The sequence below is a fragment of the Dysgonomonas mossii genome, assembly GCF_004569505.1.
In the GTDB taxonomy this organism is placed as follows: Bacteria; Bacteroidota; Bacteroidia; order Bacteroidales; family Dysgonomonadaceae; genus Dysgonomonas.
In genome coordinates this window covers 76,940-99,841 of record NZ_SPPK01000003.1, presented here as the reverse complement: position 1 = coordinate 99,841, position 22,902 = coordinate 76,940, and the positions used below count along the sequence as shown (strand labels likewise).

The window sequence follows — 22,902 nt, the reverse complement described above, 5'->3', positions numbered from 1 at the left end:
ACATTAAAAAATAGGGTAAAAGTGTCACTTTTGTCACCTTTTAACAATTCCTCTCCGAATAAAAAGCATAGAAAACAAAAACGGCATAAGACCCATGCCGTGATGATATTATATCGTATTTTCTATAAGCTATCGCCAAAATCTTCTCTGAATTTAGCCATCAATCGCTGCGGCCAATCATTTATCGGTTCGAGCCCTCCCATAAAAAAGCGAAGAACAGGCGGTTCGTATACGAATTTCAGCCCTCCTATCAGGTTGCGATTTTCATACAGCCATGTCATTCGATCTTCCACATATTTGATTTGTGAAAGGGTAAACACACGGCGAGGAACAGCCAAGCGAAGTAATTCCATATCTGCATAGGTCTCGTTGCCATATTCATCACGCTGGTTAGATACCGACCCTCTCTCCATACCACGTACTCCCGAGATAAGGAAAAACGCAGCGGCTAAAGCACCCGCCGGATATTCTTTCTGAGGGATATGAGAACAAATTTCCATCGCATTGACGTGTGCGCCTAATACACCGGGAGGTGTCACTACAGGAATGCCTTTCTTTTCGAAAGCATTAACCAAATATTCAATAAACTGCGGGCTTTGGCATATCATACCCTCATCCAATGTTTCATACAGTCCGATGGCAATAGCTTCTATCTCACGAACCGACATACCGCCATAGGTAAGGAATCCTTCGAACAGAGGAACAAGCGGTTCCAACTCCTTCATGATGGCGTAATCATTGGTACAGATACCGCCGCCACGAGACGAGCTCAGCTTTCGTGCCGAGAAGTAAACCAAGTCAGCAAGATCGGTCATTGCAAGGATAATCTCAGCCATCGAGCTATTCTTAAACTCCTCCTCACGTTGCTTGATCAGCCATGCATTTTCTCCTAGCAAACTAGCATCAAGGACAAGGCGTATTTTGTATTTATCGGCAATAGCACGCACACCCCGAAAGTTTTCCATCGAGAAAGGCTGTCCGCCAATAAGGTTGGTAGATGCTTCCATGCGGATATAAGGAATATTGGCAGCTCCATGTTTGTTGATGCATTTCTCCAACTTTTCAAGGTTCATATTCCCCTTAAACGGGTGCTTGCTATTTATTACATAGGCTTCATCATAGAGCAATTCTTCGATTTTACCGCCATATTGGGTAATGTGTGCCATTGCTGTAGTGAAGTGATAGTTCATCGGCACAATGCTTCCCTTACGGATATAGGCGTTGGATATGATATTCTCCGCCGCGCGTCCCTGATGTACGGGAAGAAGATATTTTTTACCGAGTACTTCCTCCACAGCTTTCTGATAGCGGACAAAACTTTGCGATCCGGCGTAAGCATCATCGGCTATCATCATAGCACCCATCTGGCGATCACTCAACGCATTGGTACCGCTGTCGGTAAGCATATCCAGGAAAACATCTTTTGTGTCGAGCCTGAATGTATTGAATCCGGCTTCGTAAAGAGCTTCCAAACGACGTTCAATTGGGACTAAATGTAATTTTTGTACAACACGCACCTTGTGCAATTCCAGCGGAATACTTTCTCCACTGTAAAATTTAATCTTAGAAGAGTTTTCTGACATGATATTAGTTTATAGTAATGCTAAAAATTAGATTTCGCAATTTATAAATAAATATCTGATAAACAAATGAAAAAGACGCAAGGAAGTGGCTAATAAGCAAAAATTATTCGCTTTAATTTCTTTTTTGAAACAAATAGTCATAATTTTAAAAAGGAACAATTCTCTTGCTTAATTTGTTAAATTAGTTACTCCCCGAATAATGTATAAATATCAAATATAAATTACACAGAAAATGGAAAAAGTAAAATTGAATAATGGTATAGATATACCATGGGTTGGACTAGGCGTATTCCGCTTGGAAGATAACAAGGAAGCTGAAAAGGTGATAGGAACCGCATTCTCAGTTGGATACAGGCATATCGACACAGCCATGTATTATCACAACGAAGAAGCTGTAGGAAAAGCTATTAAAAACTCGGGTATTCCTCGGGAAGAAATATTCGTAACCACAAAGATGTGGAACTCAGACCAGCGAAGCGGCAAGGTAAAAGAAGCCTTTGAGACCAGCTTAAGAAAGCTTGATCTCGATTACATCGATCTATATCTTGTTCACTGGCCTGTAGAAGGGAAGTTCATAGAAACATGGAAAAAGTTTGAGGAAATATATCAAACTGGGAAAGTGAAAGCAATTGGCGTCAGCAATTTCAAGCAATACCACTTGGAGGCATTGGCAAAAGAATCGACCATAACTCCTGCCGTAAATCAGATAGAATTGCACCCATATCTTGTACAAGAAAATGATTTGAGCTATTGCAAGAAAGCAGGTATCCGTGTAGAAGCATGGAGTCCTTTTGCGGCGAATCAGACGGGATTGTTCAATGAAAAGATATTGACTGACCTCGCAGACAAATACTCGAAATCTCCGGCTCAGATAATACTCCGTTGGGATTACCAACGTGGAGTAGTAACCATACCTAAGTCATCAAACGAGAAACGCATGGTCGAGAATCTGAATATATTTGACTTTAGTCTGAACGAAGATGAAATCAAAAGCATCAATTCGCTAAATAAAAATTTGCGTATAGGACCAGATCCGGATCATGTAAATTTCTAAGAAAGCTTATCACGCAATCCATTAAAAGCGATTAAGGGAATAGGGTAATGATATACGCCAAGTGGTTAAAATATGAGCTTTATAATAATTTCATTTCGCATATCATTACCTTTGCATCCAAAATAAAAAAGACGAATGGAAAATAAATTCTATAAAGAATTTGGAGAGCTTCTTACAAAACACTTCCCATATAAGGTTCAAAAAATATCGATAAATGCGGGATTTACTTGTCCAAACAGGGATGGGTCGAAAGCCGTAGGAGGATGTACATATTGCAACAACCAAAGCTTTAGCCCGGGGTATGGAGGAAAGCAACGCAGTGTTAGCGACCAACTCAGAGATGGCATTGCTTTCTTCTCTTACAAGTATCCTGAAATGAAATACCTCGCATACTTTCAGTCATACACAAATACCTATGATAGTATCGAGAAACTGATTGAACTGTATGAAGAAGCATTATCATATCCCAATGTTGTGGGATTGATTATCGGCACACGCCCCGACTGCATGCCGGACGAGTTACTCGATTATTTTGCTGAGCTAAATAAAAGAACTTTCCTCATCATAGAATACGGCTTGGAATCAACGCTTGATTCCACTCTTGAATTTATAAATCGTGGACACACGCATCAGGAAAGTGAAGAGGCCATACTTAAAACAGCAGCAAAAGGGATATATACAGGAGCACATCTTATTCTTGGGCTACCTCATGAAAGCCGTGAGCAGGTACTGGCACATGCCGACGTAGTAGCCAAGCTTCCACTGACAACTATAAAGCTACACCAGCTACAACTGATAAAAGGAACAGTAATGGCAAGGCAATATCGGGAACATCCCGAATGGTTCAATCTGTTCGAGGTAGACGATTACATTGACCTATGTATCGACTTTGCCGAGAAACTTAATCCTGACTTTATCATAGAGCGTTTTATTTCTCAATCGCCGAAACAGCTACTGATAGCACCTGATTGGGGGTTGAAAAACTTCGAATTCACCGCCAAAGTATTGAAAAAGTTTGAGGAAAGAAAGACGTGGCAGGGGCGGTTGTATCGTAAATAATTACTTTTTATCTTCTTTCTCTTTACTCTCCTTTTTCCCGGTAAAGAAATTCTTGACTTTTGAGAAAAACTGAGTTACTTTTTTCGCCATGTTTTGCTTTTGTTGCGAAACACCTACCGACTCCGCAAGAGCAGGCTGCAATATCTGCCAAAAGTAATTGAATGTGGAGTGATAAGGGTCACGATCGAGCGTTACATCAGCCACACGAGGTTTTGACCGCTTACTATTCGGATTATTAGACCTTACAAGAATATTGGCAATCCTTGACAAAAGCTTATTTTGCTCTTCAATTTCTATATCTTTGAATATGGTTAATTTAAGATCATTATACCGAAACAGCATATTGGCTCTGGCATCTATACTGGAAGCCTCTGTCCTGAAATAGAAATCCTGCAATATACCACTCTGCAACTCAACTTTTGCTAAAGGGAGAAATACACCATTCAATCTCGTCATATCAAACTGCTGCATATTTGCTTCTAACACAAAAGAATCATAATCAGCACTTACGGGAATATTCCAGCGGGCGGTAAAAGTACCTCCCATAAATTTACCATCTACATCTAAACGGATAAATTGCTCGGGGTAAGAAGCTATATTTGTCAAGCCGCTTATTTTACCATTCATATTGTCAAAGTGAATCTTACCAGACATATTGCCGTTTCTTGGCAGCTCTTCATACAGCACGGAAAAATTATTAACATTCGCCGAATCTATATCTAGCTGAACAGGCAGTTTCTGTATTTTCTCATAGATCAGCGGCATAATATTATGCTCTATCTTTATTTGCTGATTCTTAAGGTTCAACAGAACGACATCCTCTATCTTTAGATGCTTAGCCTTTATCTTATTATCGGCAGTCAGTGCCGAATAATCGAGCCCTGAAAGCTGAAACTTACCCATTGTAAAATCAAACCAGTCTTTATGCTTCGGATGTTTGTATGCAAATTCAAATTTGGGATAAGTAGATTTCATCTTCACATCCGAGACTTCTGCTATCTGCCCTCTCTTATCTATATTGATATTGCCAAAACTAAGAGTATAGAATCCATCCATGATTGGAAAAGAAAGGTCTTTGGTATTAAAACGAATATCAGCGAGGTCAAATTTCTTCTTTTGGGTATCTAAAGTCAGACCACGAAGAAAGAGGCTAGTCTCGTTCAGCTTTTGCCTTTCTTCTTTGTTGTCTGTTTTAGAATTAGAGTAATTGAGATTGGCATCCGTAAGATTGAACTCTCCCACTGACAGATTATGAAGATAGGGCGCAATAAAAGAGTAAATATCCTTTCGTGAAGAGACAGTTTGTGAATCTATATTCTGAGTTTCTATAGAATGCTTGCGTATATCCAAAGTCGGTTTATAAAAATTGATAGCCGCCAAACCCAACGAAGAACCTTCTGACCTCATGATCCAGCTAAGACCTGAAAAATCAAACTGTGCAATTTTGAAATCAAGCGTATCTGAAGGCCGATTCAGATTAACACTTGCATTCGAAACGACAAGCTTACCTAGATTGATGTTTCTACCGAGGAATTGAAGATTTAGTTTATGACTTGCCCCTTTGTCTAATTTTTCTTTTTTACTATTATTCGCATAATATACTCGTGGAGACTGCAACATTAACTCTGCGATATCCAAGTTATGATGAATATTCCATTTCAAAGAATCTAATTTAAACGCAGTCAATTCAGCACTCAAACTATCTTCATCTTTACCGATATAAATAAAATTGGGGTCAGTTATAGACAAATTATCGACAGAAAGCTTCGTTAAAAAAGAAGACTTTCCCGGAGACAGGGCTTTCTTCTTATTATCACCTCCATCTATTTTTGTTTTCATTACCTTTATCTGAGGAGCTTCTACAAAGAAGTCTTTAAGAGCGATTGTTTTATCTTTGAAGTAGTCAATATTGTCAAATCCTGTAATCTGTATCAGGGGCGAAGCAATATCATAAACTACGGAAGCCTCTTCCCAAGATTTATCTTGCGGAGTTAACTTGATATCCTTCAACACCATTTCCCCCGTACTGGTAGATACATCAGCAGCAGCTATCTGCAATTGATATTTCTTCCCGAATAGGAGATTATCAAAATCCCTAAAGGAAAGACTTATATCATCACTTGTGAATAAATAGGGTGAAGTCGCCCTAGTATCTTTACTGATAAGAAATTTGGATGCATGGAAATTCAAATCTTTCAGACGAAAGGTTTCATCGTCTTCCTTATTATGATATATCAGATTTGCATTCTTCAGATTTATTCTTTTTACAGATAAGAAATCGGAATACGGAGTAAAAAAATCAAGGACATTCTCGGGTGAAACCTTCTTTTTATCTTTCGATTTACCTTTATTTTTTTCCGTTAATTTAAAATATTCAATATTAGGCGATTCAATATTAAGAAGCTCAGCAGAAACTCCTGCGGTATATTCGAGTCCATCAACACTTATAGACTTCACATCTCCGAACAAATAATCCTTCTTAGTATTGGTAGATAAAGGTTTGATTTTTATATCTGATATTTCAAACTTTTCAGTATTCGTATCTAAATACAAGCGTTTTACATTTAACTCAGAATTATTACTTCTTTGTGTTCCATTAATATTATCTGCTATCATCGTGAAGTTATCCACATACCAGAATTTCCTCAACTTTTCGGAAAGAGAATCTACAAGAAAATCATTGGCATGAAAATCAAACTTTCCCAGCGTATAAACATCCGTAATGTTATTTTGAGTATGTACATAATTAAATTTGGTTTCTTCTACACTTATCTTGTCTATAGATGTCCGATAAAGAATAGGAGACAGTATTGTATATAAAGACCAAGGCTCGTCTTGCAGCTTCTTCTCTTCCACAGGGATAGAGTCGTCCGATGCTCCCTGTACGCTATGATACTGTATGTCTGTAGACCTGATATCGAAAGTACGGGCATGAAGGTGATTTAATCCTTTTCTCCTTTCAAATCCAACCCCCTTCACCTTCACCTCATCCACTGTAGCTTTTAGATAATCTCCCGTTTTCTCAAGCCGACGTGCCCAAAATTCATCTTTAGGGTGAATATCCACACCGTCAATTTGAATAATGGAATCGATCGTACTCAGTTGAATATTCTTCGTATTAAGAATGATTTCGTCACTATACAAAAGGGATTGCGGAGTACTTGCCGAGAACTCAAAATTATCGCACAATAGAAGTTTTCCCGATTCTGAAGAATTTTCATCCAACAAGAAATTAAACGCAAAAAAGTTAGCGTCCTTCAATCCGTACACAACAGGTGATACAGAATCGACCACAGTATATGAAACATTCATATTGGTGAGGTTGATCCTACTTACTGCAAGTCGGTTTATATAAGGAGATACAATTTGATATAGTGTTTGCGACTTTCTATTTTTATGCTGCTCATCGAGAGTATCTGTTGAATATGTAGGTTCAAAAACTTTTATATCCGGCGAATTTACCTCAAAGAGATTAAACTTCAACTTTTTATAATCTCGGCGCCAAGTCAGGTTAACTCCTTTGAAGTGAATTTCTTCAACATTAATTTTATAATATACTTTGGGAAGGCTATCTCCTTGTTCCCATTGATCAAATACAAGAGAGTCGGGAATAAGTTGTAGACCGTATATAGAAAGCTCTCCCGAAAGGAACCCTACAGAGAGCTTCTCGAAGGAAAAGCGATAAAAACCATTCGTTGCATTGGATACTGCTTCCGCCAACGTTTTATTCAACTTGTCTTTAAGGCGATAAGTCATATACCAGTTCACAGAAAGGGCAAGCACAACAAGCAGAGCAAGTGCAAAGAGTGAAAATTTTAATATTTTGTGTCTACTTTTAGCCATCTCACACAAGTTGCAAATAAGAAAGTGACAATATCCGTATAAATGTATTCATTTTATATCAACATTTCTTGTCTCCAAGATATTAATTATGAAACACATATAAATATAGATTGTTCCTAAAAAGTGACAAAAGCGACACTTTTAAAGACATTTTCGCATTGTCACTTTCTACTTAAAAAATTAAAAACAAAGGCTTTACATACTCTGTAAAGCCTTCTTATATTAGATAATTATATATCAAAAAAATAATTTGAGGAATATCGTTTATTGCATAGTGTTATCAATAATATCAGAGGCAACCTCGTATTTAGATTTTAGCCCGAAATCTTTTCGCTCTCCATTTTTCTTCAAAATAGCAACTTTATTCGTATCATACTTAAATCCGGCTTCTGCATCATTAAGCGAATTAAGTACGATATAATCGAGATTTTTCTTTGCCATTTTTTTCAGAGCATTTGTCTCTTCGTCGTTTGTCTCCAAGGCAAAGCCTATCAACAATTGGTTTGCCTTCTTCATCTTGCCAAGCGATGCGGCAATATCTTTGTTAGGAACAAGAGAGATCGTCAATAAATCTTCTCCTCTCTTTACTTTTTGAGAATACTGTTCCGATGGACGAAAATCAGCCACGGCAGCGCAAAGAATAGCGGCATCCATTCCCGGAAATTCTTTTATCGAGGCATTATACATTTCCTCTGCCGACTCCACGTCAATTCTTTTTATATTGGGGTGATTTACTTTTAGTGAAACAGGGCCTGCAACCAAAACGACTTCTGCACCACGACGTGCACATTCTTCAGCCAAGGCAAAACCCATTTTACCCGATGAATAGTTCCCTATAAAACGTACAGGATCTATTTTTTCATAAGTCGGTCCGGCCGTTATCAGTATTTTTTTTTTTGAAAGAGTTTCTTGCTGATTGAAAAAGTCCTCAACAACAGATAATATTTTCTCAGGTTCTTCCATCCGTCCCTTGCCTATCAAATGGCTTGCTAACTCTCCGGCAGCAGGCTCAATAATAATATTGCCATAAGAGCGAAGAATCTCCAAATTGCGAGTAGTTGCAGGATGAGCAAACATATCCAAGTCCATAGCGGGTGCTATCATTACGGGTGCTTTCATCGACATATAGGTGGTGATAAGCATATTATCGGCAACGCCATTTGCCATCTTGCCAAGTGTAGAAGCAGTAGCCGGAGCAATAAGCATCAGATCGGCCCATTGTCCCAGATCAACATGACTATGCCATGTACCATCATTTGCCGTGAAAAACTCGCTAACGACAGGTTTACCTGTCAACGCGGATAATGTAACAGGAGTGATAAATTCTTTTCCTGCAGGTGTTATAACTATTTGCACTTCGGCTCCTGCTTTTATAAGCAAACGAGCAAGCGAAGCAGCCTTATATGCTGCAATGCTACCGGTTATACCCAATACAATATGTTTATCCTTTAAGGTCATATCCTTCGTTTTATTTTTAGAAACAAAGATACGTTTTTTGAATAATAAGTAACCCATTACGAAAGATAAGTTGCACCCTCCCTCCTTTATAAAAATAGATATCGTACCTTGTGTAAGTACTAAAAGGCTGACTTGCTAACTAGTTTTAACCTATGTTTTTTAGCAGATTGCCACTTTATTATAATTCTTTTCGATACTTTTGCACAAAAAAAATCAAAAACCGAATATTTATTACTCAAAAATCAATTAATTATGACCGAAATACTAAGGCAAAAATTGAGTGACTCCAAAGCAGCCCGATGGACCGTATTGGGAGTTGTTGCTCTCACTATGTTTTGTGGCTATTATATAACAGACGTTATGGCTCCGTTAATGGATATGCTACAGTCCGAACTTAAATGGGACGCAAACGAGTACGGTATCTTTACGAGTGCTTATGGTTGGTTTAATGTACTTCTTTTCATGCTGATTTTTAGTGGTATGATATTAGACAAACTAGGAGTACGCCGCACTGGAGTCATTGCCTGCATTTTAATGATTATTGGTTGTACTTTAAAATATTATGCTGTTGCCAATCCTGATGTTTTCACAGGAACAGTTTTGGGAATAAAATCACAGGTAGTTGCAGCCAGTATTGGTTTTGCAATATTTGGAGTTGGGGTTGAAACAGCCGGGATAACAGTAACTAAAGTAATTGCTCGTTGGTTTAAAGGACATGAAATGGCATTAGCAATGGGAATTCAAGTTGCTGTTGCACGTATAGGTACAGGATTAGCAATTGGAACAGCAATACCTTTATCAAAAACGCTAGGTAGCCTCTCTGCACCTATCCTTTTAGGACTAGTATTCCTATGTATAGGTTTGATTTCATATTTAGTTTTTTGTGTAATGGATAGAAAGCTGGATACCTCACTGAAAGATATTGAGGAAGAACCTGAAGAACCATTCAAGATTAAAGACATTTTATTTATCATTAGTAACAAAGGATTTTGGTTAATTGCTCTTCTTTGTGTTTTATTTTATTCAGCAGTATTTCCATTTCTGAAATATGCGACTTCCCTAATGATAAATAAGTACAATGTTGAACCTGAACTTGCAGGACTCATCCCCCTTATTTTACCTTTTGGAACAGTTCTTTTAACTCCATTATTTGGAGGTATTTACGATAAAAAAGGAAAAGGTGCAACTATTATGGCTATCGGAGCTATACTGTTGATAGTAGTACACTTCCTTCTTTCTTTACCAATCAATTATTGGTGGTTTGCGGCTATTTTAATGGTGGTTTTAGGTATTGCTTTCTCTTTGGTTCCATCCGCGATGTGGCCATCCGTTCCGAAGATCATACCACAAAACAAACTAGGCACAGCCTATGGACTTATTTTCTGGGTACAGAATATAGGCCTTAGTGGGGTTCCCTTATTGATAGGTTGGGTACTGAACAAATATTGTATCATTGGAGAGAAGACTTCAAATGAAGGCATAGTAAGCCCTCTCTACGACTATACCCTACCCATGATAATATTCACCTCCTTTGGGATATTGGCACTTATAGTCGCCATATTACTCAAACGAGAGGATAAGGCAAAGGGCTACGGGCTTGAATTACCAAACATAAAGAAATAAAGAATTAGACCCGGATAAACAAAAATCCGGGTCTATTCATTTTAATAATAATCATTTTTAATTTTAGACTATCCATGAATTCTGAGACAGAATTAGCCGCTTCAGCCAAAGGGCATCCTAAAGGTATCTATCTCATATTTGCCACCGAAATGTGGGAGCGCTTCAGCTATTACGGCATGCGGGCATTGTTTTCTCTATATATGCTCAAAGCATTATTGTTTGACAAAGCATATAGCGGGCAGATATACGGAAGTTATACAGGGCTTGTTTATCTCACACCCCTCATTGGAGGCTATATCGCCGACCGTTATTGGGGCAACAGACGCTCTATAATCGTAGGGGCTTCGCTTATGGCTATCGGACAATTTCTATTGTTTCTATCGGGCAGCTTCCTCGAAAGTATAGACATAGCCACCATGTTAATGTTCTCGGGATTGGGATTCCTCATCTTAGGCAACGGCTTTTTTAAACCAAATATGTCTTCGATGGTTGGCCAACTATACGAGCCGGGAGATAGTCGCAAAGATTCGGCATATACGATATTCTATATGGGAGTAAATGTAGGCTCGTTCTTTGCACCATTAGTTTGCGGTTTCTTCGGTGATACCGGACATCCGTCCGACTTCAAATGGGGCTTTCTTGCAGGATGTATAGGCATGCTTTTAGGTATCGTAGTTTTCATCTTTTTCAAGAATAAATATCTGGTAACTCCATCAGGACAAGCCATCGGGGTGATTCCAAACAACAAAGACCTACTGAAGACAAAGGTAAAAGAATCTGACTTCTCTGAAACAAAAAACAAAAAAGGGAATGCAAGACAGATAATAATCTGGGGGATGGTGTGGATTTTATTATTCTTCCTGCTCTATTCTGTTCTCGAAACAGATATTATCGGAGCTATCATTTTCTCTATAGCTGTCGCAGCACCCGGATATATTATTTCAGACTCTTCACTTACAAAAATAGAACAGTCACGTATCTGGGTAATATATATCATCGCTTTTTTCGTAATTTTCTTCTGGGCTGCCTTCGAACAGGCAGGAGCATCTCTTACCTATTTTGCCGAAGAACAGACCGAAAGACATATTCAACTATTCAACTGGACTGTTCCTACATCCTACTTTCAGGCAATAAATGCTCTTTCCATCATTGTTTTTGCTCCTGTGTTTGTGTTTTTATGGACAAAGCTGGGCAAACGAGGAAAAGAGCCGGCATCACCTATTAAGCAAGCTATCGGCTTATTTTTATTAGCATTAGGATATTTGATTATCGCATTTGGAGTAAAAGGGCTCGCTCCGGGAGTAAAAGTAAGTATGCTATGGCTTATCAGCCTCTATGTTATACATACCTTCGGAGAGTTATGCTTATCGCCAATAGGATTATCAATGGTAAACAAGCTGGCTCCACTCCGATTTGCATCGCTGCTTATGGCTGTTTGGTATTTGAGTACGGCTGCAGCGAATAAGTTTGCAGGGACATTAAGCAGTTATTATCCTGAGCCAATTATCGAGCTTTCGTTGGTACAATCGGTAGAAAAAGAAAATTCATTAACTTTATTACCTGAAGATTTTAAGGAGTTGGTAACTCAAAAAGACGGGACAGCGGTTATTCCATTCGATCGAATAACATTTTCTAAAATAGAAAATCAGAATCTGAAGACTGAAGTACAACAGAGTTTGGAAAAGCAACAACTGGAAAATCCAAAAACATTTATAGGTTATCAGATATCAAATCTTTACGATTTTTTTATGTTATTCGTATTCATGGCAGGAGCAGCTTCGGTCATTCTTTTCTTCCTCTCCAGAAGATTGCTGAAAATGATGCATGGCATAAAATAGTGAGATATGAGAAAAATTGCATTTGACCCTATTGTAAATAAAGATTGCAAGGTATTGATTCTTGGAACAATGCCGAGCGAGGAATCTTTACGCAAACAAGAAAGATACGGGCACAAGAGCAATCAGTTTTGGAGAATAATTTTCACCCTCTTCGGGGAAGAGTTACCGGATAGCTACAAAGAAAAAAGCGATTTCCTGATAAAGAATAATATAGCAATATGGGATGTCCTCGAATCGTGTGAAGGAAAGGGAAGCTTAGACAGCAGCATCAAAAATGAAAAGCCTAACAATTTCAAGAAGTTTTTCAAAGAATATCCTCAGATCGAATACATATTTTTCACCAGTAAAAAAGCAGAAGAATTTTATAAAAAATATGTAGGTTTCGATACAAAAAAGAAATTTATCACCCTGCCCTCTCCGAGTTCGGCGAATGCAAGAATGACTTTGGACCAGAAAATAGAAGAATGGAAAATATTGGCAGAGATTGTGAATTCTTACTATATAGAAAACTATCGATAATGTAATATTGTTTTTATTATTATCTTTGTTTTAATAGAATTCAGTAGTATTTATGGCTCTAAAACAACAATTACAGCTCAAACAACAGCAGAAGCTTTCGCCTATGCAGATGCAGGTTATAAAACTAACCGAATTGCCTGTACTTGAATTGGAAGAACGAATAAAACAGGAGCTCGAAGAAAATCCGGCGTTGGAGGAAGGGCTCGAACCCAACGATAACTCCGAATATGACGATGAATATGGTTCGGAGGATGATACAAATATCTCGCAGGAAGACCTCACGCTAGGCGACTACATGAATGAAGACGAAATCCCTGATTACCAACTCCGCGACAACAACAGGCAAGGAGTAGGAAAACAAGAGGAAATTCCGTTTTCAGTAGCAGCATCTCTACATGAATATCTTATCGAACAGCTCGGAGAATGTGAATTGAACGATGAAAACCAAAAGGTAGCAGAATATATTATCGGCAACATTGACGAAAGCGGCTATCTCGACCGCTCTTTATCGGCAATTTCGGATGACCTTATTTTTCAGCAAAATATAGATATCCCCGTTTCAAGGCTGGAAGAGATACTTAAAGTGATTCAAGACTTTGAACCTGCCGGAATTGCTGCACGCAATCTGCAAGAGTGCTTACTGCTACAGCTGGGAAGAAAAGAAAAATCAGAGATTGTAGATTATGCAATAAATATCATAACCAACCTTTTCGATGAATTTACCAAAAGGCATTATGATAAGATAATCAGACAACTGAATATAGACGAAGAGATACTCAAAGAAGTGATTCAGGAAATCACAACTCTGAACCCCAAGCCGGGAAATAATTGGGGCGATTCGTTATCTATTACTCTCAGCACGATTGTACCCGATTTTACGATAGACTCGTATGGAGGTGAACTATTTCTGAGTTTGAATAACCGAAATATACCCGATCTGAGAGTCAGCCGCGAATACTCTGAACTTTTCAAAGGTTTTTCGGACAACAAAGAGAGTATGTCTCTCGACAGTAAGAATACGGTATTGTTTGTAAAGCAAAAGCTAGACTCAGCCCGTTGGTTCATCGATGCCATCAAACAACGGCAAGATACTCTACAACGGACTATGCAAGCAATCATGGATATGCAATATGACTTCTTCCTTACGGGAGATGAATCGCAGCTAAAACCGATGATACTAAAAGATGTTGCGCAGCGAACCGGCTATGACATATCTACAATCTCTCGGGTTAGTAACAGCAAGTACGTGCAAACAAGCTTTGGAATATACCCGCTGAAGTATTTCTTTTCGGAGTCTATGCAAACCGACACAGGAGAGGAAATCTCTTCCCGTGAGGTAAAAGCAATTCTAAAGGAATGCATCGAAAATGAGGATAAGAAGAAACCTTTGACAGACGATAAGCTATCAGAAATATTAAACGAGCGAGGATACATCATAGCACGCCGTACTGTAGCAAAATATAGGGAACAGATGAATCTGCCTGTCGCCCGACTAAGAAAAGAAATATGAAAGAAGAAAAGGAGTACACGTTAGTTGAAGAAAATAACCATATAGAGCAGAGAGCATCTATTATATACAATCCACCACAAGAGAAAGAGCCTATTCTACCACAAATAATTTCGTTTGTGCTAAATCCTGTTTTCATGGTTATATACAGTGTGGCTATTATCTTTTTATCTACTGATTTTACATTCCTTTTTGCCAATCAGTTTATAAGATTCATGACTCCTGTAATCTTTTTCTCGTGCATTATTCCGGTTTCGGGTATTTACTTCCTGCGATTGACACATGTTATCAAGGATTATCATCTGGACAACAGGAGCGAGTGGATTTTGCCTCTCAGTGTATTCTTCCTCTCTTATACCCTTTTGTTCTATTATTTCTTTTCTGCCAAATTGTATATCTGGTTCCTTGCCGTTATCCTTACTCCTTTAATATTGCTGGTTATATATGCTATTATTTCACGATTTTGGAAGATAAGCGCGTATATGATGGCTATAGGAGGAATGATTGGTTGCATCTTGTCAGTTTGCTACAATATAAAAGGACTCAACCTACCTGTTTTATTCATGATTTTGTTTATCTTAGCAGGGTGTTTAGGGGTATCGCGTCTGATGCTCAACAGAAGTACTCCGGCACAGGTATATGTGGGTTTTCTGGTCGGATCGGTTGTTTCCTATCTTTGGGTATATATCGGTACATACTGGAGTTTGATTTTGTTTCTGAGAAACTTATAATATATAAACTAAAAATAAAAGAATTATGAACTTTCCTGAGAATTTGAAGTATTCCAAAGACCACGAATGGATAAAAGTAGAAGGCGACACTGCCCTTGTAGGTATCACCGAATTTGCTCAGAGTGAGTTGGGCGAAATCGTATATGTTGATGTAACCAGCGAAGGTGAAACTATAGAACAAAACGGTGTATTCGGAAGTGTAGAAGCTGTGAAAACAGTATCAGACCTTTTGATGCCTGTATCCGGAGAAGTTTTGGAGGTAAATGCTGAATTGGAAGAAAAACCCGAACTAATAAATGAAGATCCATACGGAAAAGGATGGATTATTAAAATAGCGGTAAGCGATGCTTCTGAATTAGATACATTGCTTTCTGCTTCTGATTACAAAAACTTAATTGGTAAATAATAAAAAATGAAACCTGTTATAAGTATAATTATGGGAAGTACATCAGACCTTCCCGTAATGGAAAAAGCAGCAAAGTTTTTTGACGAGATGGAAGTTCCATTCGAAATCAACGCTTTGTCTGCACACCGTACTCCCGAACGTGTAGAAGCTTTCGCTAAGGGAGCAAAAGAGAGAGGTATAAAAGTAATTATCGCTGCTGCCGGTATGGCTGCCCATTTACCCGGGGTGATTGCATCTATGACACCGATTCCCGTAATCGGAGTTCCCATCGATGCTTCGCTAGATGGTATGGATGCGTTGCTGGCTATCGTACAAATGCCTCCGGGAATACCGGTTGCTACTGTAGGTATAAATGGCTCATTAAATGCGGGAATTCTTGCATTGCAGATGATTGCCACAGGCGACGAAGCCTTGTACAATAAGCTGGTTGCTTACAAAGAAAATCTGAAAGGAAAAATTGAAAAGGCAAACGAAGACTTGTCAAAAATTCAGTTTAAATTCAAGACAAACTGATACTATAAAGTTATTATAGTTCAGAATTTTACAATAAAACCATGTAGAATCCTACATGGTTTTATTTTTTATAATAAATATTCGCTTACCGATTTCCTAGAAAACCTTTACCTCCATTTTCTTTTTTTACCCCTTGGCTAATTGATGATTTTGTATTGGTTGCCGGAATAAGTTCCCACACATCGGTATATGTTTTACCATCATCTTCAAACACATCCGTAATTTTTAAAGAGGTATTGGTCAATACATCTATTGTTACAAAATCGTCGTTGTCCTCAAAAGAACCATCCCATGAATAAAAAAACTGGGATTCATTCGTTCCGGGTTTCCATTTCCAGAAAGCAGAGATTCCCTCAATATCATCTCTTTCTCCATAAGGAAATTCAGTAAAATATGTACCTGCTTTTGAAAACAACACTATACCATCTTCATATTCCGTACCTTTCACTGTTTCTCCATTCTTTTTTACAAATTTCCATGTCCGGCAAAACAGCTCCGTTTTTGTTGTTACTTTCATATTTTCTTTCTTCGAGCCATTGAAGGCTAGAGATGTTGATATACCTGTAAGAGTTATCTCCAGAGCAACAGTACCTTCTGTTGCATTCAACACCTTGATAGTGCCCAGATCAGACAAAACGATTGTTGAATCCCCGGTTATCTTGTATGTACCAAAATAAGTTTTTTGTTTCGAAATGGATCTGTTAATTACATTTTCTACAATAATATAATTCCCACTTTTGTTAAATTCAAATGAAGCAAATTTGCTATTAGCATTGTTATCAATCCATTTAACATCTTCTGTTACTTTTTCTGCCATTGTAGGGGATACTCTTTCATCATCGTCGCTGCTACATGAAAACATAAGGAATACAAATAGAAATAAGGTTAAGGATTTTGTTAAATTTCCCATCATAATTTTGTTTAATAGTTTGTAATTGTATAAAGCAATGCAAAAATAGAAAAAAAATACTTATTAGCTATCAATTACAAATAATTCCCCTTTTTATCACATCTCCCTTAACATTTCAGATGTCTCACCAGCCTCATAACCACTATCCCTCCTTATTGTATAAATCTAGATAAATATTGTATCTTTGGCAAAAAAAATTTAAATGGATACAAACGAAATACGCTCTATTTTAGAACATGAGTCTTCTGCCATATTGAATATTCCTATCAGCGATGCATATAGTAGAGCCATAGACCTTATTGTAGAACAAGTTAATCAGAAAAAAGGCAAGCTTGTAACAAGCGGCATGGGCAAAGCCGGACAGATAGCGCAGAATATTGCCACGACATTCAGTTCGACCGGAACACCGGCTGTATTTCTACATCCAAGCGAGGCTCAACATGGAGATTTAGGTATCCTACAAGAAAATGATATTGTATTAGCTATCTCCAACTCGGGGAAGACAAGAGAAATAATTGAGCTTATTACATTGGCAAAAGATCTGATTCCGGGCATAAAATTTATTGTCATAACCAGTGATTCGGAAAGCCTGCTTGCTCAGAAGGCAGACGTATTTATTCACACAGGACGCCCTGAGGAGGTATGCACCCTAGGTTTAACGCCAACTACCTCTACGACAGTAATGACCGTTATAGGAGATATCCTTGTAGTGGGAACCATGAAAAGAATAGGGTTTACGAAGGTTGACTATGCAAAACGTCATCATGGCGGGTATTTAGGTCAGAAGTCGAGAGAAGACTGCAAATAAAAATCGACAGAAATAAACAGATCATTCTATATTAATAACTTAGGCAATAATCCTAAATTCATATAGATTGGGAGTAATTATTTCAAAAAGACAAAACTTAATTTTATTCTATAGCGTTATATAATTATTATAAAGAAATGCTATGAGAAAAATTGTATTTATCTTAGTTACAAGCATGTTGTTTTTCACAGGGTGTAAAACACAGCAGGATCCTGCACAAAAGGCAGCAGCAGACAGTGAAAGAGCTTATTGGGGAGAAAAAGCAATCCAGGCTTTAAATGAGAGGAAATTTGTATTAGAGGCAGACAGAATTGATTTTAAACATGGAAATTTTGCCTATGTAACACCTAATACCAATTTCATATCCATGAATGGAGACAAAGCAACTATCCAAATGGCATTCAACTCACCGTATGCAGGTCCAAATGGAATAGGTGGAATTACTGTAGATGGAAGGGTTTCGAGCGTAAAGATGGAGACCGATAAGAAAGGAGTTGTTACATTCAGCATGATGGTGCAGGGCATAGGAGTGTCAGCGAATGTCTTCATCAGAATATATAAAGGAGACAATAAATGTGATGCGGTAGTAACCCCTAATTTCAACAGTAATAGAATAAGTTTCCGCGGAAGCCTTTATCAGGAAGAAGATTCGAATGTATTTAAGGGACGTGCGTTATAAGACAGGTTCGAGCTATTCTATACTAACCCTTTTAAGAAAATAGATAAAGAAAGAATAAGAAGAAGCAGTGATTAGTCACTGCTTTTTTTATGAATACAAATTAACCTATTTATAGTCCTTTTACAAATAAAAAAATCTTTTAATTGATTCTTTCCTTTCATTTTATTACTTTCGCCTTTCATTAACCTGATGAATATGAAATATTATAGTACAAATAAACTTGCTCCTGATGTCAGTTTACAGGAAGCGGTAGTAAAAGGTTTGGCCCCCGATAAAGGGCTCTATATGCCTGAAAAAATAAAAATATTGCCACAATCTTTTTACGATAATATTGGCAATATGAGCTTTCAGGAAATAGCGTATACCGTAGCCGATGCGTTTTTTGGCGAAGATATAGAGTCCGAAACGTTGAAAGAAATAGTATATGACACGCTAAGCTTCGATACGCCAGTTGTACATGTAAATGATAATATATACAGCCTCGAGCTATTTCATGGCCCTACCCTCGCTTTCAAAGATGTAGGAGGTCGATTTATGGCTCGCCTGCTAGGATATTTTATCAAAAAACAAGGACAAAAGGATGTAAAAGTCCTTGTTGCCACATCGGGAGATACGGGCAGTGCGGTTGCAAACGGATTCTTAAGCGTTGACGGAATACATGTATATGTACTTTACCCAAAAGGAAAAGTAAGTGCAATACAAGAATGTCAGTTTACCACACTGGGACAAAACATAACAGCCATTGAGATAGATGGCACTTTCGATGACTGCCAGGCTCTGGTTAAAACAGCTTTTTTAGACGATGAGTTAAATAAAAAGCTAAATCTCACGTCTGCTAATTCGATCAATGTTGCTCGCTTCCTTCCACAAGCGTTTTATTACTTCAATGCTTACGCTCAACTGAAGAAGCAAGGAAAGGCTGAAAATGTCGTTTTTTGCGTCCCTAGCGGCAATTTCGGCAATATTACGGCAGGACTTATAGCCAAACGCATGGGATTGCCTGTAAGGCGATTTATTGCAGCAAATAACAGCAATGATATTTTCTATGAATATCTACAAACAGGAAAGTACAATCCTCGCCCATCTGTACAGACTATCGCAAATGCAATGGATGTAGGCGATCCCAGTAATTTTGTACGTGTACTCGATCTTTACGAACACTCTTGGGACATGATAAAAAAAGAAATTACCGGAGAATGGTATGATGATGATACAATCAGGAAAGTGGTGAAAGATACATACGAAAAAACAGGCTATCTCCTCGATCCCCACGGGGCATGTGGATATTCAGCACTAGAAGACTCACTTGCAGCAGACGAAACGGGCGTTTTTTTAGAAACGGCTCATCCTGCAAAATTTCTGGAAACGGTAGAAGCCATTATCGAGAAATCGGTTGCCATACCGGAAAAATTGCAAGCCTTTATGAAAGGTGAAAAGAAAAGTATCAGTATGGGAAAAACATTTGAAGAATTTAAAGAATATCTATTGAAATAAAAAGAATAAGCCCGATTTTATCGGGCTTATTTGTGTATATAATGGGTATAGTTTATTAGAACTTGTATCCAAGAGAAATACCTACATTCATATTTTTTACTGATACACTGCTAGCATCCAATTTACCCAAATCTTCAAGATCAATCATTCCAAAATCAGCAATATTTACTAAGCCGAAATCACAATTAACTCCCGCATTAAACTTACCAAACTCAGCACCAACGCCAAAACCTAATCCGAAATCAAATCTTTTCATTTTTAGACCTGCCGCTTCTGCTTCATCACCAAAAACCCCTACACTATCTTCTACTCCTTTCACTTTCCATTTACCATCTGCAGCATAAGCTATATATGGTCCTGCATGAAAAACAATACGCGTGCCGTTTGCTACAGTTAGTTTATATCCCGCATGAACAGGCAATTGTAGATAAGACAAGTTCATTTTTAGATTAGTATCCTCATTTACTTTCGCACCCTTTGATGTAAACTCCAAGCCGGTAAGTAAATAAAGATCGTTAGTTAAAGGGAAGTCCAGTGTTACCCCGGCATTAAATCCAATCTTTGCTTTTGTATCTTCAAAGTCTCCGCTGAAGTTAGAAATATTCATTCCGCCCTTTACACCAAAAGTCAAGGGTTTGTCTTGAGCACTTACTCCGATAGTAAGCAAAATTGCAGCCACAATCAAGGTCGTTCTTGCGATCATTTTCATAAGTTAATTAAGTTAAGTTTGTAAATTAAATAAGATCAAAACAAATATACTCTTTTTTAATATACCCTGCTATTGTAACAAAAATAAAAGTCTCACATTTTATGTGAGACTTTTATTGTATAATTATTTTTGATTATCCAATCCTTAGAATAGGAATTTAACACCAACCTGTAAATCACCGACTTTCCTGTCTGTCAAAGAATTGAATGGATTTGCACCTATATTCCAATCTGTAGATCCATCAGAATCAATAACATTAAGACCAAAAATTGAAAATGATGTTTCAAATGTCAACCAAGATGTCACTACAATATCGATACCTGGAGAAACTTGCAAACCATAACTATTTACACCATCAGAAAACATCAATGGGGCGGCAACTTGTCCAAACAGATAAACGGGACCTGTTATATTCCAATATTTACGAACCAATGGCTTTGCAACAAAAGCATCACTTGTTTCTCCATCTTCTTTTACACTTAGGTAGCCGGCTCCTATACCAACAGCTACACTAGGAGAAACAAAGGTTCCAATAACAGGTAGAATCATTGTTGATTTAACATCATTAACATCTGAATAAGAGATTTCTCCACCCGCAAACCAAGTCCCTTTAAGCCCTTGCGCACTAATACTCACACTGAATACTGCCAAAACGGCGACTAGTAATAATTTTTTCATAGTAATGAAAGTTTAAGAATGACTAAATAATTTAACTCTATTTTAGTTTAATATAGTATTACAGATGTAAATATAATTAATTTTTCTTAAAAAAAATGATATTCTATAAAAAATATCTGCTTTACTGAGTATTAGCAAATTCGTGTACCCGTATTTTCTCCAAATTCGGATGCACTTGTAATAATCACTTCTTTCACTCCTTTTTCTATCGCCTGAAAGGCATTTTCTAATTTGGGGATCATTCCTCCTTGTACAATTCCATCTTTAACCAATTGCTCAAACGTAGCTTTATTTATATCAGGAATCACACTCTCATCATCATTTTCATTCATGAGTACACCCTTCTTTTCGAAGCAATAAATAAGGGTTACATCAAACTTAAGAGCCAAAGCCTTCGCTGTTTCTCCGGCTATAGTATCAGCATTGGTATTTAGTATATTTCCTTCTTTATCGTGAGTCAGCGGGGCAAGAATAGGCACTATTCCTTGTTGGATAAGCGAAGACAATGTTTCAGCATTTACCTCTTTAACATCACCAACAAAGCCATAGTCAACCTCTTTCACCGGCCGTTTTTCCGATCGTATGATGTTCATATCAGCACCGGTAAGGCCTAAGGCATTTACTCCTAGAGCTTGCAACCCGGCAACAATATTTTTATTTACAAGGCCTCCGTATACCATTGTTACAATCTCTAATGTATCTCGATCAGTTACACGCCTTCCATTTACCATTCGGCTCTCTATACCTAGTTTCTCCGCCAGTTTGGTAGCAGAACGCCCTCCCCCATGCACAAGTACTTTGTAACCTTCTATCAGAGAAAAATCTTTCAATAACTGACGTAAAGATTGTTCTTCTTCTACAATCTTACCTCCAACTTTTATAATCGTAAGCTTATCCATTTCAATTAAATAATTTATGCTGTTCAACCTTTATTCCCAAAAGGTGACAAAAGTGACACTTTTTGTCCCTTATTTTAGGTGTTACTTTTTATACCGATTACAGAACGTATTACAATATTAGATATTTTTTCATCAAAATAATAGAGAAAATTCGTCTCAGAGCACACAAAAATAAAAAGAGATTGAATCGGATGAAACAATCTCTTTAAAATTTCGCTGGAAAGAATTACTTTCTGATACCTAGTTCTTTGATTATCGCACGATATCTTTCGATATCATTTGCAGTAAGATAATCAAGTAAACGACGACGTTTACCTACAAGGCGTTTAAGTGATCTTTCTGTGTTATAGTCCTTCTTATTTGACTTCAAGTGTTCAGTCAAATGCGAAATACGGTATGAAAACAATGCTATCTGAGCCTCTGGTGAGCCAGTATCAGTGTTAGACTTTCCGTACTTTGCGAAGAGTTCTTGCTTTTTAGCTGAATCTAAATACATAGTAATTATTTAATTGTTTATAAACGAGGTGCAAAGATATGATTTATTTTTTGACAGACAAAGAATTAGCAAACCTTTTTAAGATCAAAACATTT

The 22,902-nt window shown here is 37.7% G+C and carries 20 protein-coding genes; 12 read left to right on the top strand and 8 right to left on the bottom strand.

What is annotated here, in order from left to right; translation table 11 throughout:
• Positions 1–122: 122 nt before the first annotated feature.
• A complete protein-coding gene (locus E4T88_RS10390) occupies positions 123–1,583 on the bottom strand; it encodes a tryptophanase (RefSeq protein WP_006841644.1) in 1,461 nt (486 codons plus the stop codon).
• Positions 1,584–1,815: 232 nt separating this feature from the next.
• On the opposite strand from E4T88_RS10390, the gene E4T88_RS10385 reads away from it, so the two are divergent.
• Together E4T88_RS10385 and mnmL are read left to right on the top strand one after the other, a co-directional pair.
• Positions 1,816–2,637 carry an aldo/keto reductase gene (locus E4T88_RS10385; protein WP_135105378.1) on the top strand — a complete coding sequence of 274 codons (822 nt, stop codon included), beginning with the start codon at positions 1,816–1,818 and terminating at the stop codon, positions 2,635–2,637.
• 135 nt (positions 2,638–2,772) lie between these two features.
• Positions 2,773–3,696, top strand: coding sequence for a tRNA modification radical SAM protein MnmL/YtqA (gene mnmL / locus E4T88_RS10380; RefSeq protein ID WP_135105377.1), 924 nt, complete (start codon positions 2,773–2,775; stop codon positions 3,694–3,696).
• Here mnmL and E4T88_RS10375 read toward each other — a convergent pair whose 3' ends face one another.
• Both E4T88_RS10375 and coaBC read right to left on the bottom strand, forming a co-directional pair.
• Positions 3,697–7,539 (bottom strand): hypothetical protein, encoded by a 3,843-nt coding sequence (locus E4T88_RS10375; RefSeq protein ID WP_135105376.1) that lies wholly within the window; start codon positions 7,537–7,539, stop codon positions 3,697–3,699.
• Between the two features lie 264 nt (positions 7,540–7,803).
• Positions 7,804–8,997, bottom strand: a complete 1,194-nt coding sequence (coaBC, locus tag E4T88_RS10370) for a bifunctional phosphopantothenoylcysteine decarboxylase/phosphopantothenate--cysteine ligase CoaBC (protein WP_135105375.1) — start codon at positions 8,995–8,997, stop codon at positions 7,804–7,806.
• Positions 8,998–9,249: 252 nt separating this feature from the next.
• On the opposite strand from coaBC, the gene E4T88_RS10365 reads away from it, so the two are divergent.
• From E4T88_RS10365 to purE, 7 genes are all read left to right on the top strand, one after another.
• The gene (locus E4T88_RS10365; RefSeq protein ID WP_135105374.1) at positions 9,250–10,620 is read left to right on the top strand and encodes an MFS transporter; all 1,371 of its coding nucleotides are present in this window, start codon (positions 9,250–9,252) and stop codon (positions 10,618–10,620) included.
• A gap of 74 nt (positions 10,621–10,694) precedes the next feature.
• A complete protein-coding gene (locus E4T88_RS10360) occupies positions 10,695–12,458 on the top strand; it encodes a peptide MFS transporter (RefSeq protein ID WP_135105373.1) in 1,764 nt (587 codons plus the stop codon).
• A gap of 6 nt (positions 12,459–12,464) precedes the next feature.
• Positions 12,465–12,977, top strand: a complete 513-nt coding sequence (locus E4T88_RS10355) for a DNA-deoxyinosine glycosylase (RefSeq protein WP_135105372.1) — start codon at positions 12,465–12,467, stop codon at positions 12,975–12,977.
• Positions 12,978–13,029: 52 nt separating this feature from the next.
• Positions 13,030–14,487: an RNA polymerase factor sigma-54 gene (rpoN, locus tag E4T88_RS10350; RefSeq protein ID WP_135105371.1), complete on the top strand. Its 1,458-nt coding sequence runs from the start codon at positions 13,030–13,032 to the stop codon at positions 14,485–14,487.
• Entirely contained in the window at positions 14,484–15,215 is a 732-nt protein-coding gene (locus tag E4T88_RS10345; RefSeq protein ID WP_135105370.1) for a hypothetical protein, read from the top strand. Before rpoN ends, E4T88_RS10345 begins: the two co-directional genes overlap by 4 nt.
• Before the next feature lie 25 nt (positions 15,216–15,240).
• Positions 15,241–15,621: a glycine cleavage system protein GcvH gene (gcvH, locus tag E4T88_RS10340; protein ID WP_135105369.1), complete on the top strand. Its 381-nt coding sequence runs from the start codon at positions 15,241–15,243 to the stop codon at positions 15,619–15,621.
• Positions 15,622–15,627: 6 nt separating this feature from the next.
• Entirely contained in the window at positions 15,628–16,134 is a 507-nt protein-coding gene (gene purE, locus E4T88_RS10335; protein ID WP_006841632.1) for a 5-(carboxyamino)imidazole ribonucleotide mutase, read from the top strand.
• 85 nt (positions 16,135–16,219) lie between these two features.
• Here purE and E4T88_RS10330 read toward each other — a convergent pair whose 3' ends face one another.
• Positions 16,220–17,047: a hypothetical protein gene (locus E4T88_RS10330; protein WP_135105368.1), complete on the bottom strand. Its 828-nt coding sequence runs from the start codon at positions 17,045–17,047 to the stop codon at positions 16,220–16,222.
• A gap of 199 nt (positions 17,048–17,246) precedes the next feature.
• Between E4T88_RS10330 and E4T88_RS10325 the strand changes: the two genes are divergently transcribed.
• The 3 genes from E4T88_RS10325 (at position 17,247) to thrC (ending at position 20,025) form a co-directional block, all read left to right on the top strand.
• Positions 17,247–17,852, top strand: coding sequence for an SIS domain-containing protein (locus E4T88_RS10325; protein WP_006841631.1), 606 nt, complete (start codon positions 17,247–17,249; stop codon positions 17,850–17,852).
• A 142-nt stretch (positions 17,853–17,994) separates the two neighbouring features.
• Complete coding sequence (locus tag E4T88_RS10320) at positions 17,995–18,531, top strand: DUF4251 domain-containing protein (protein WP_135105367.1); 537 nt, start codon at positions 17,995–17,997, stop codon at positions 18,529–18,531.
• Between the two features lie 195 nt (positions 18,532–18,726).
• Positions 18,727–20,025 carry a threonine synthase gene (thrC, locus tag E4T88_RS10315; RefSeq protein ID WP_135105366.1) on the top strand — a complete coding sequence of 433 codons (1,299 nt, stop codon included), beginning with the start codon at positions 18,727–18,729 and terminating at the stop codon, positions 20,023–20,025.
• 55 nt (positions 20,026–20,080) lie between these two features.
• Here thrC and E4T88_RS10310 read toward each other — a convergent pair whose 3' ends face one another.
• The 4 genes from E4T88_RS10310 to rpsO form a co-directional block, all read right to left on the bottom strand.
• A complete protein-coding gene (locus E4T88_RS10310; RefSeq protein ID WP_135105365.1) occupies positions 20,081–20,734 on the bottom strand; it encodes a porin family protein in 654 nt (217 codons plus the stop codon).
• Positions 20,735–20,878: 144 nt separating this feature from the next.
• On the bottom strand, positions 20,879–21,412 hold the full coding sequence (locus tag E4T88_RS10305) for a hypothetical protein (protein ID WP_135105364.1): 534 nt from the start codon (positions 21,410–21,412) through the stop codon (positions 20,879–20,881).
• Between the two features lie 131 nt (positions 21,413–21,543).
• A complete protein-coding gene (gene argB, locus E4T88_RS10300; RefSeq protein ID WP_135105363.1) occupies positions 21,544–22,311 on the bottom strand; it encodes an acetylglutamate kinase in 768 nt (255 codons plus the stop codon).
• 226 nt (positions 22,312–22,537) lie between these two features.
• Positions 22,538–22,807 carry a 30S ribosomal protein S15 gene (gene rpsO / locus E4T88_RS10295; protein WP_006841625.1) on the bottom strand — a complete coding sequence of 90 codons (270 nt, stop codon included), beginning with the start codon at positions 22,805–22,807 and terminating at the stop codon, positions 22,538–22,540.
• Positions 22,808–22,902: the final 95 nt, after the last annotated feature.

Bases quoted from the DNA above. Each gene is read 5' to 3' on its own strand.
- E4T88_RS10390 (WP_006841644.1), bottom strand. From the start codon at position 1,583: ATGTCAGAAAACTCTTCTAAGATTAAATTTTACAGTGGAGAAAGTATT.
- E4T88_RS10385 (WP_135105378.1), top strand. From the start codon at position 1,816: ATGGAAAAAGTAAAATTGAATAATGGTATAGATATACCATGGGTTGGA.
- mnmL (WP_135105377.1), top strand. From the start codon at position 2,773: ATGGAAAATAAATTCTATAAAGAATTTGGAGAGCTTCTTACAAAACAC.
- E4T88_RS10375 (WP_135105376.1), bottom strand. From the start codon at position 7,539: ATGGCTAAAAGTAGACACAAAATATTAAAATTTTCACTCTTTGCACTT.
- coaBC (WP_135105375.1), bottom strand. From the start codon at position 8,997: ATGACCTTAAAGGATAAACATATTGTATTGGGTATAACCGGTAGCATT.
- E4T88_RS10365 (WP_135105374.1), top strand. From the start codon at position 9,250: ATGACCGAAATACTAAGGCAAAAATTGAGTGACTCCAAAGCAGCCCGA.
- E4T88_RS10360 (WP_135105373.1), top strand. From the start codon at position 10,695: ATGAATTCTGAGACAGAATTAGCCGCTTCAGCCAAAGGGCATCCTAAA.
- E4T88_RS10355 (WP_135105372.1), top strand. From the start codon at position 12,465: ATGAGAAAAATTGCATTTGACCCTATTGTAAATAAAGATTGCAAGGTA.
- rpoN (WP_135105371.1), top strand. From the start codon at position 13,030: ATGGCTCTAAAACAACAATTACAGCTCAAACAACAGCAGAAGCTTTCG.
- E4T88_RS10345 (WP_135105370.1), top strand. From the start codon at position 14,484: ATGAAAGAAGAAAAGGAGTACACGTTAGTTGAAGAAAATAACCATATA.
- gcvH (WP_135105369.1), top strand. From the start codon at position 15,241: ATGAACTTTCCTGAGAATTTGAAGTATTCCAAAGACCACGAATGGATA.
- purE (WP_006841632.1), top strand. From the start codon at position 15,628: ATGAAACCTGTTATAAGTATAATTATGGGAAGTACATCAGACCTTCCC.
- E4T88_RS10330 (WP_135105368.1), bottom strand. From the start codon at position 17,047: ATGATGGGAAATTTAACAAAATCCTTAACCTTATTTCTATTTGTATTC.
- E4T88_RS10325 (WP_006841631.1), top strand. From the start codon at position 17,247: ATGGATACAAACGAAATACGCTCTATTTTAGAACATGAGTCTTCTGCC.
- E4T88_RS10320 (WP_135105367.1), top strand. From the start codon at position 17,995: ATGAGAAAAATTGTATTTATCTTAGTTACAAGCATGTTGTTTTTCACA.
- thrC (WP_135105366.1), top strand. From the start codon at position 18,727: ATGAAATATTATAGTACAAATAAACTTGCTCCTGATGTCAGTTTACAG.
- E4T88_RS10310 (WP_135105365.1), bottom strand. From the start codon at position 20,734: ATGAAAATGATCGCAAGAACGACCTTGATTGTGGCTGCAATTTTGCTT.
- E4T88_RS10305 (WP_135105364.1), bottom strand. From the start codon at position 21,412: ATGAAAAAATTATTACTAGTCGCCGTTTTGGCAGTATTCAGTGTGAGT.
- argB (WP_135105363.1), bottom strand. From the start codon at position 22,311: ATGGATAAGCTTACGATTATAAAAGTTGGAGGTAAGATTGTAGAAGAA.
- rpsO (WP_006841625.1), bottom strand. From the start codon at position 22,807: ATGTATTTAGATTCAGCTAAAAAGCAAGAACTCTTCGCAAAGTACGGA.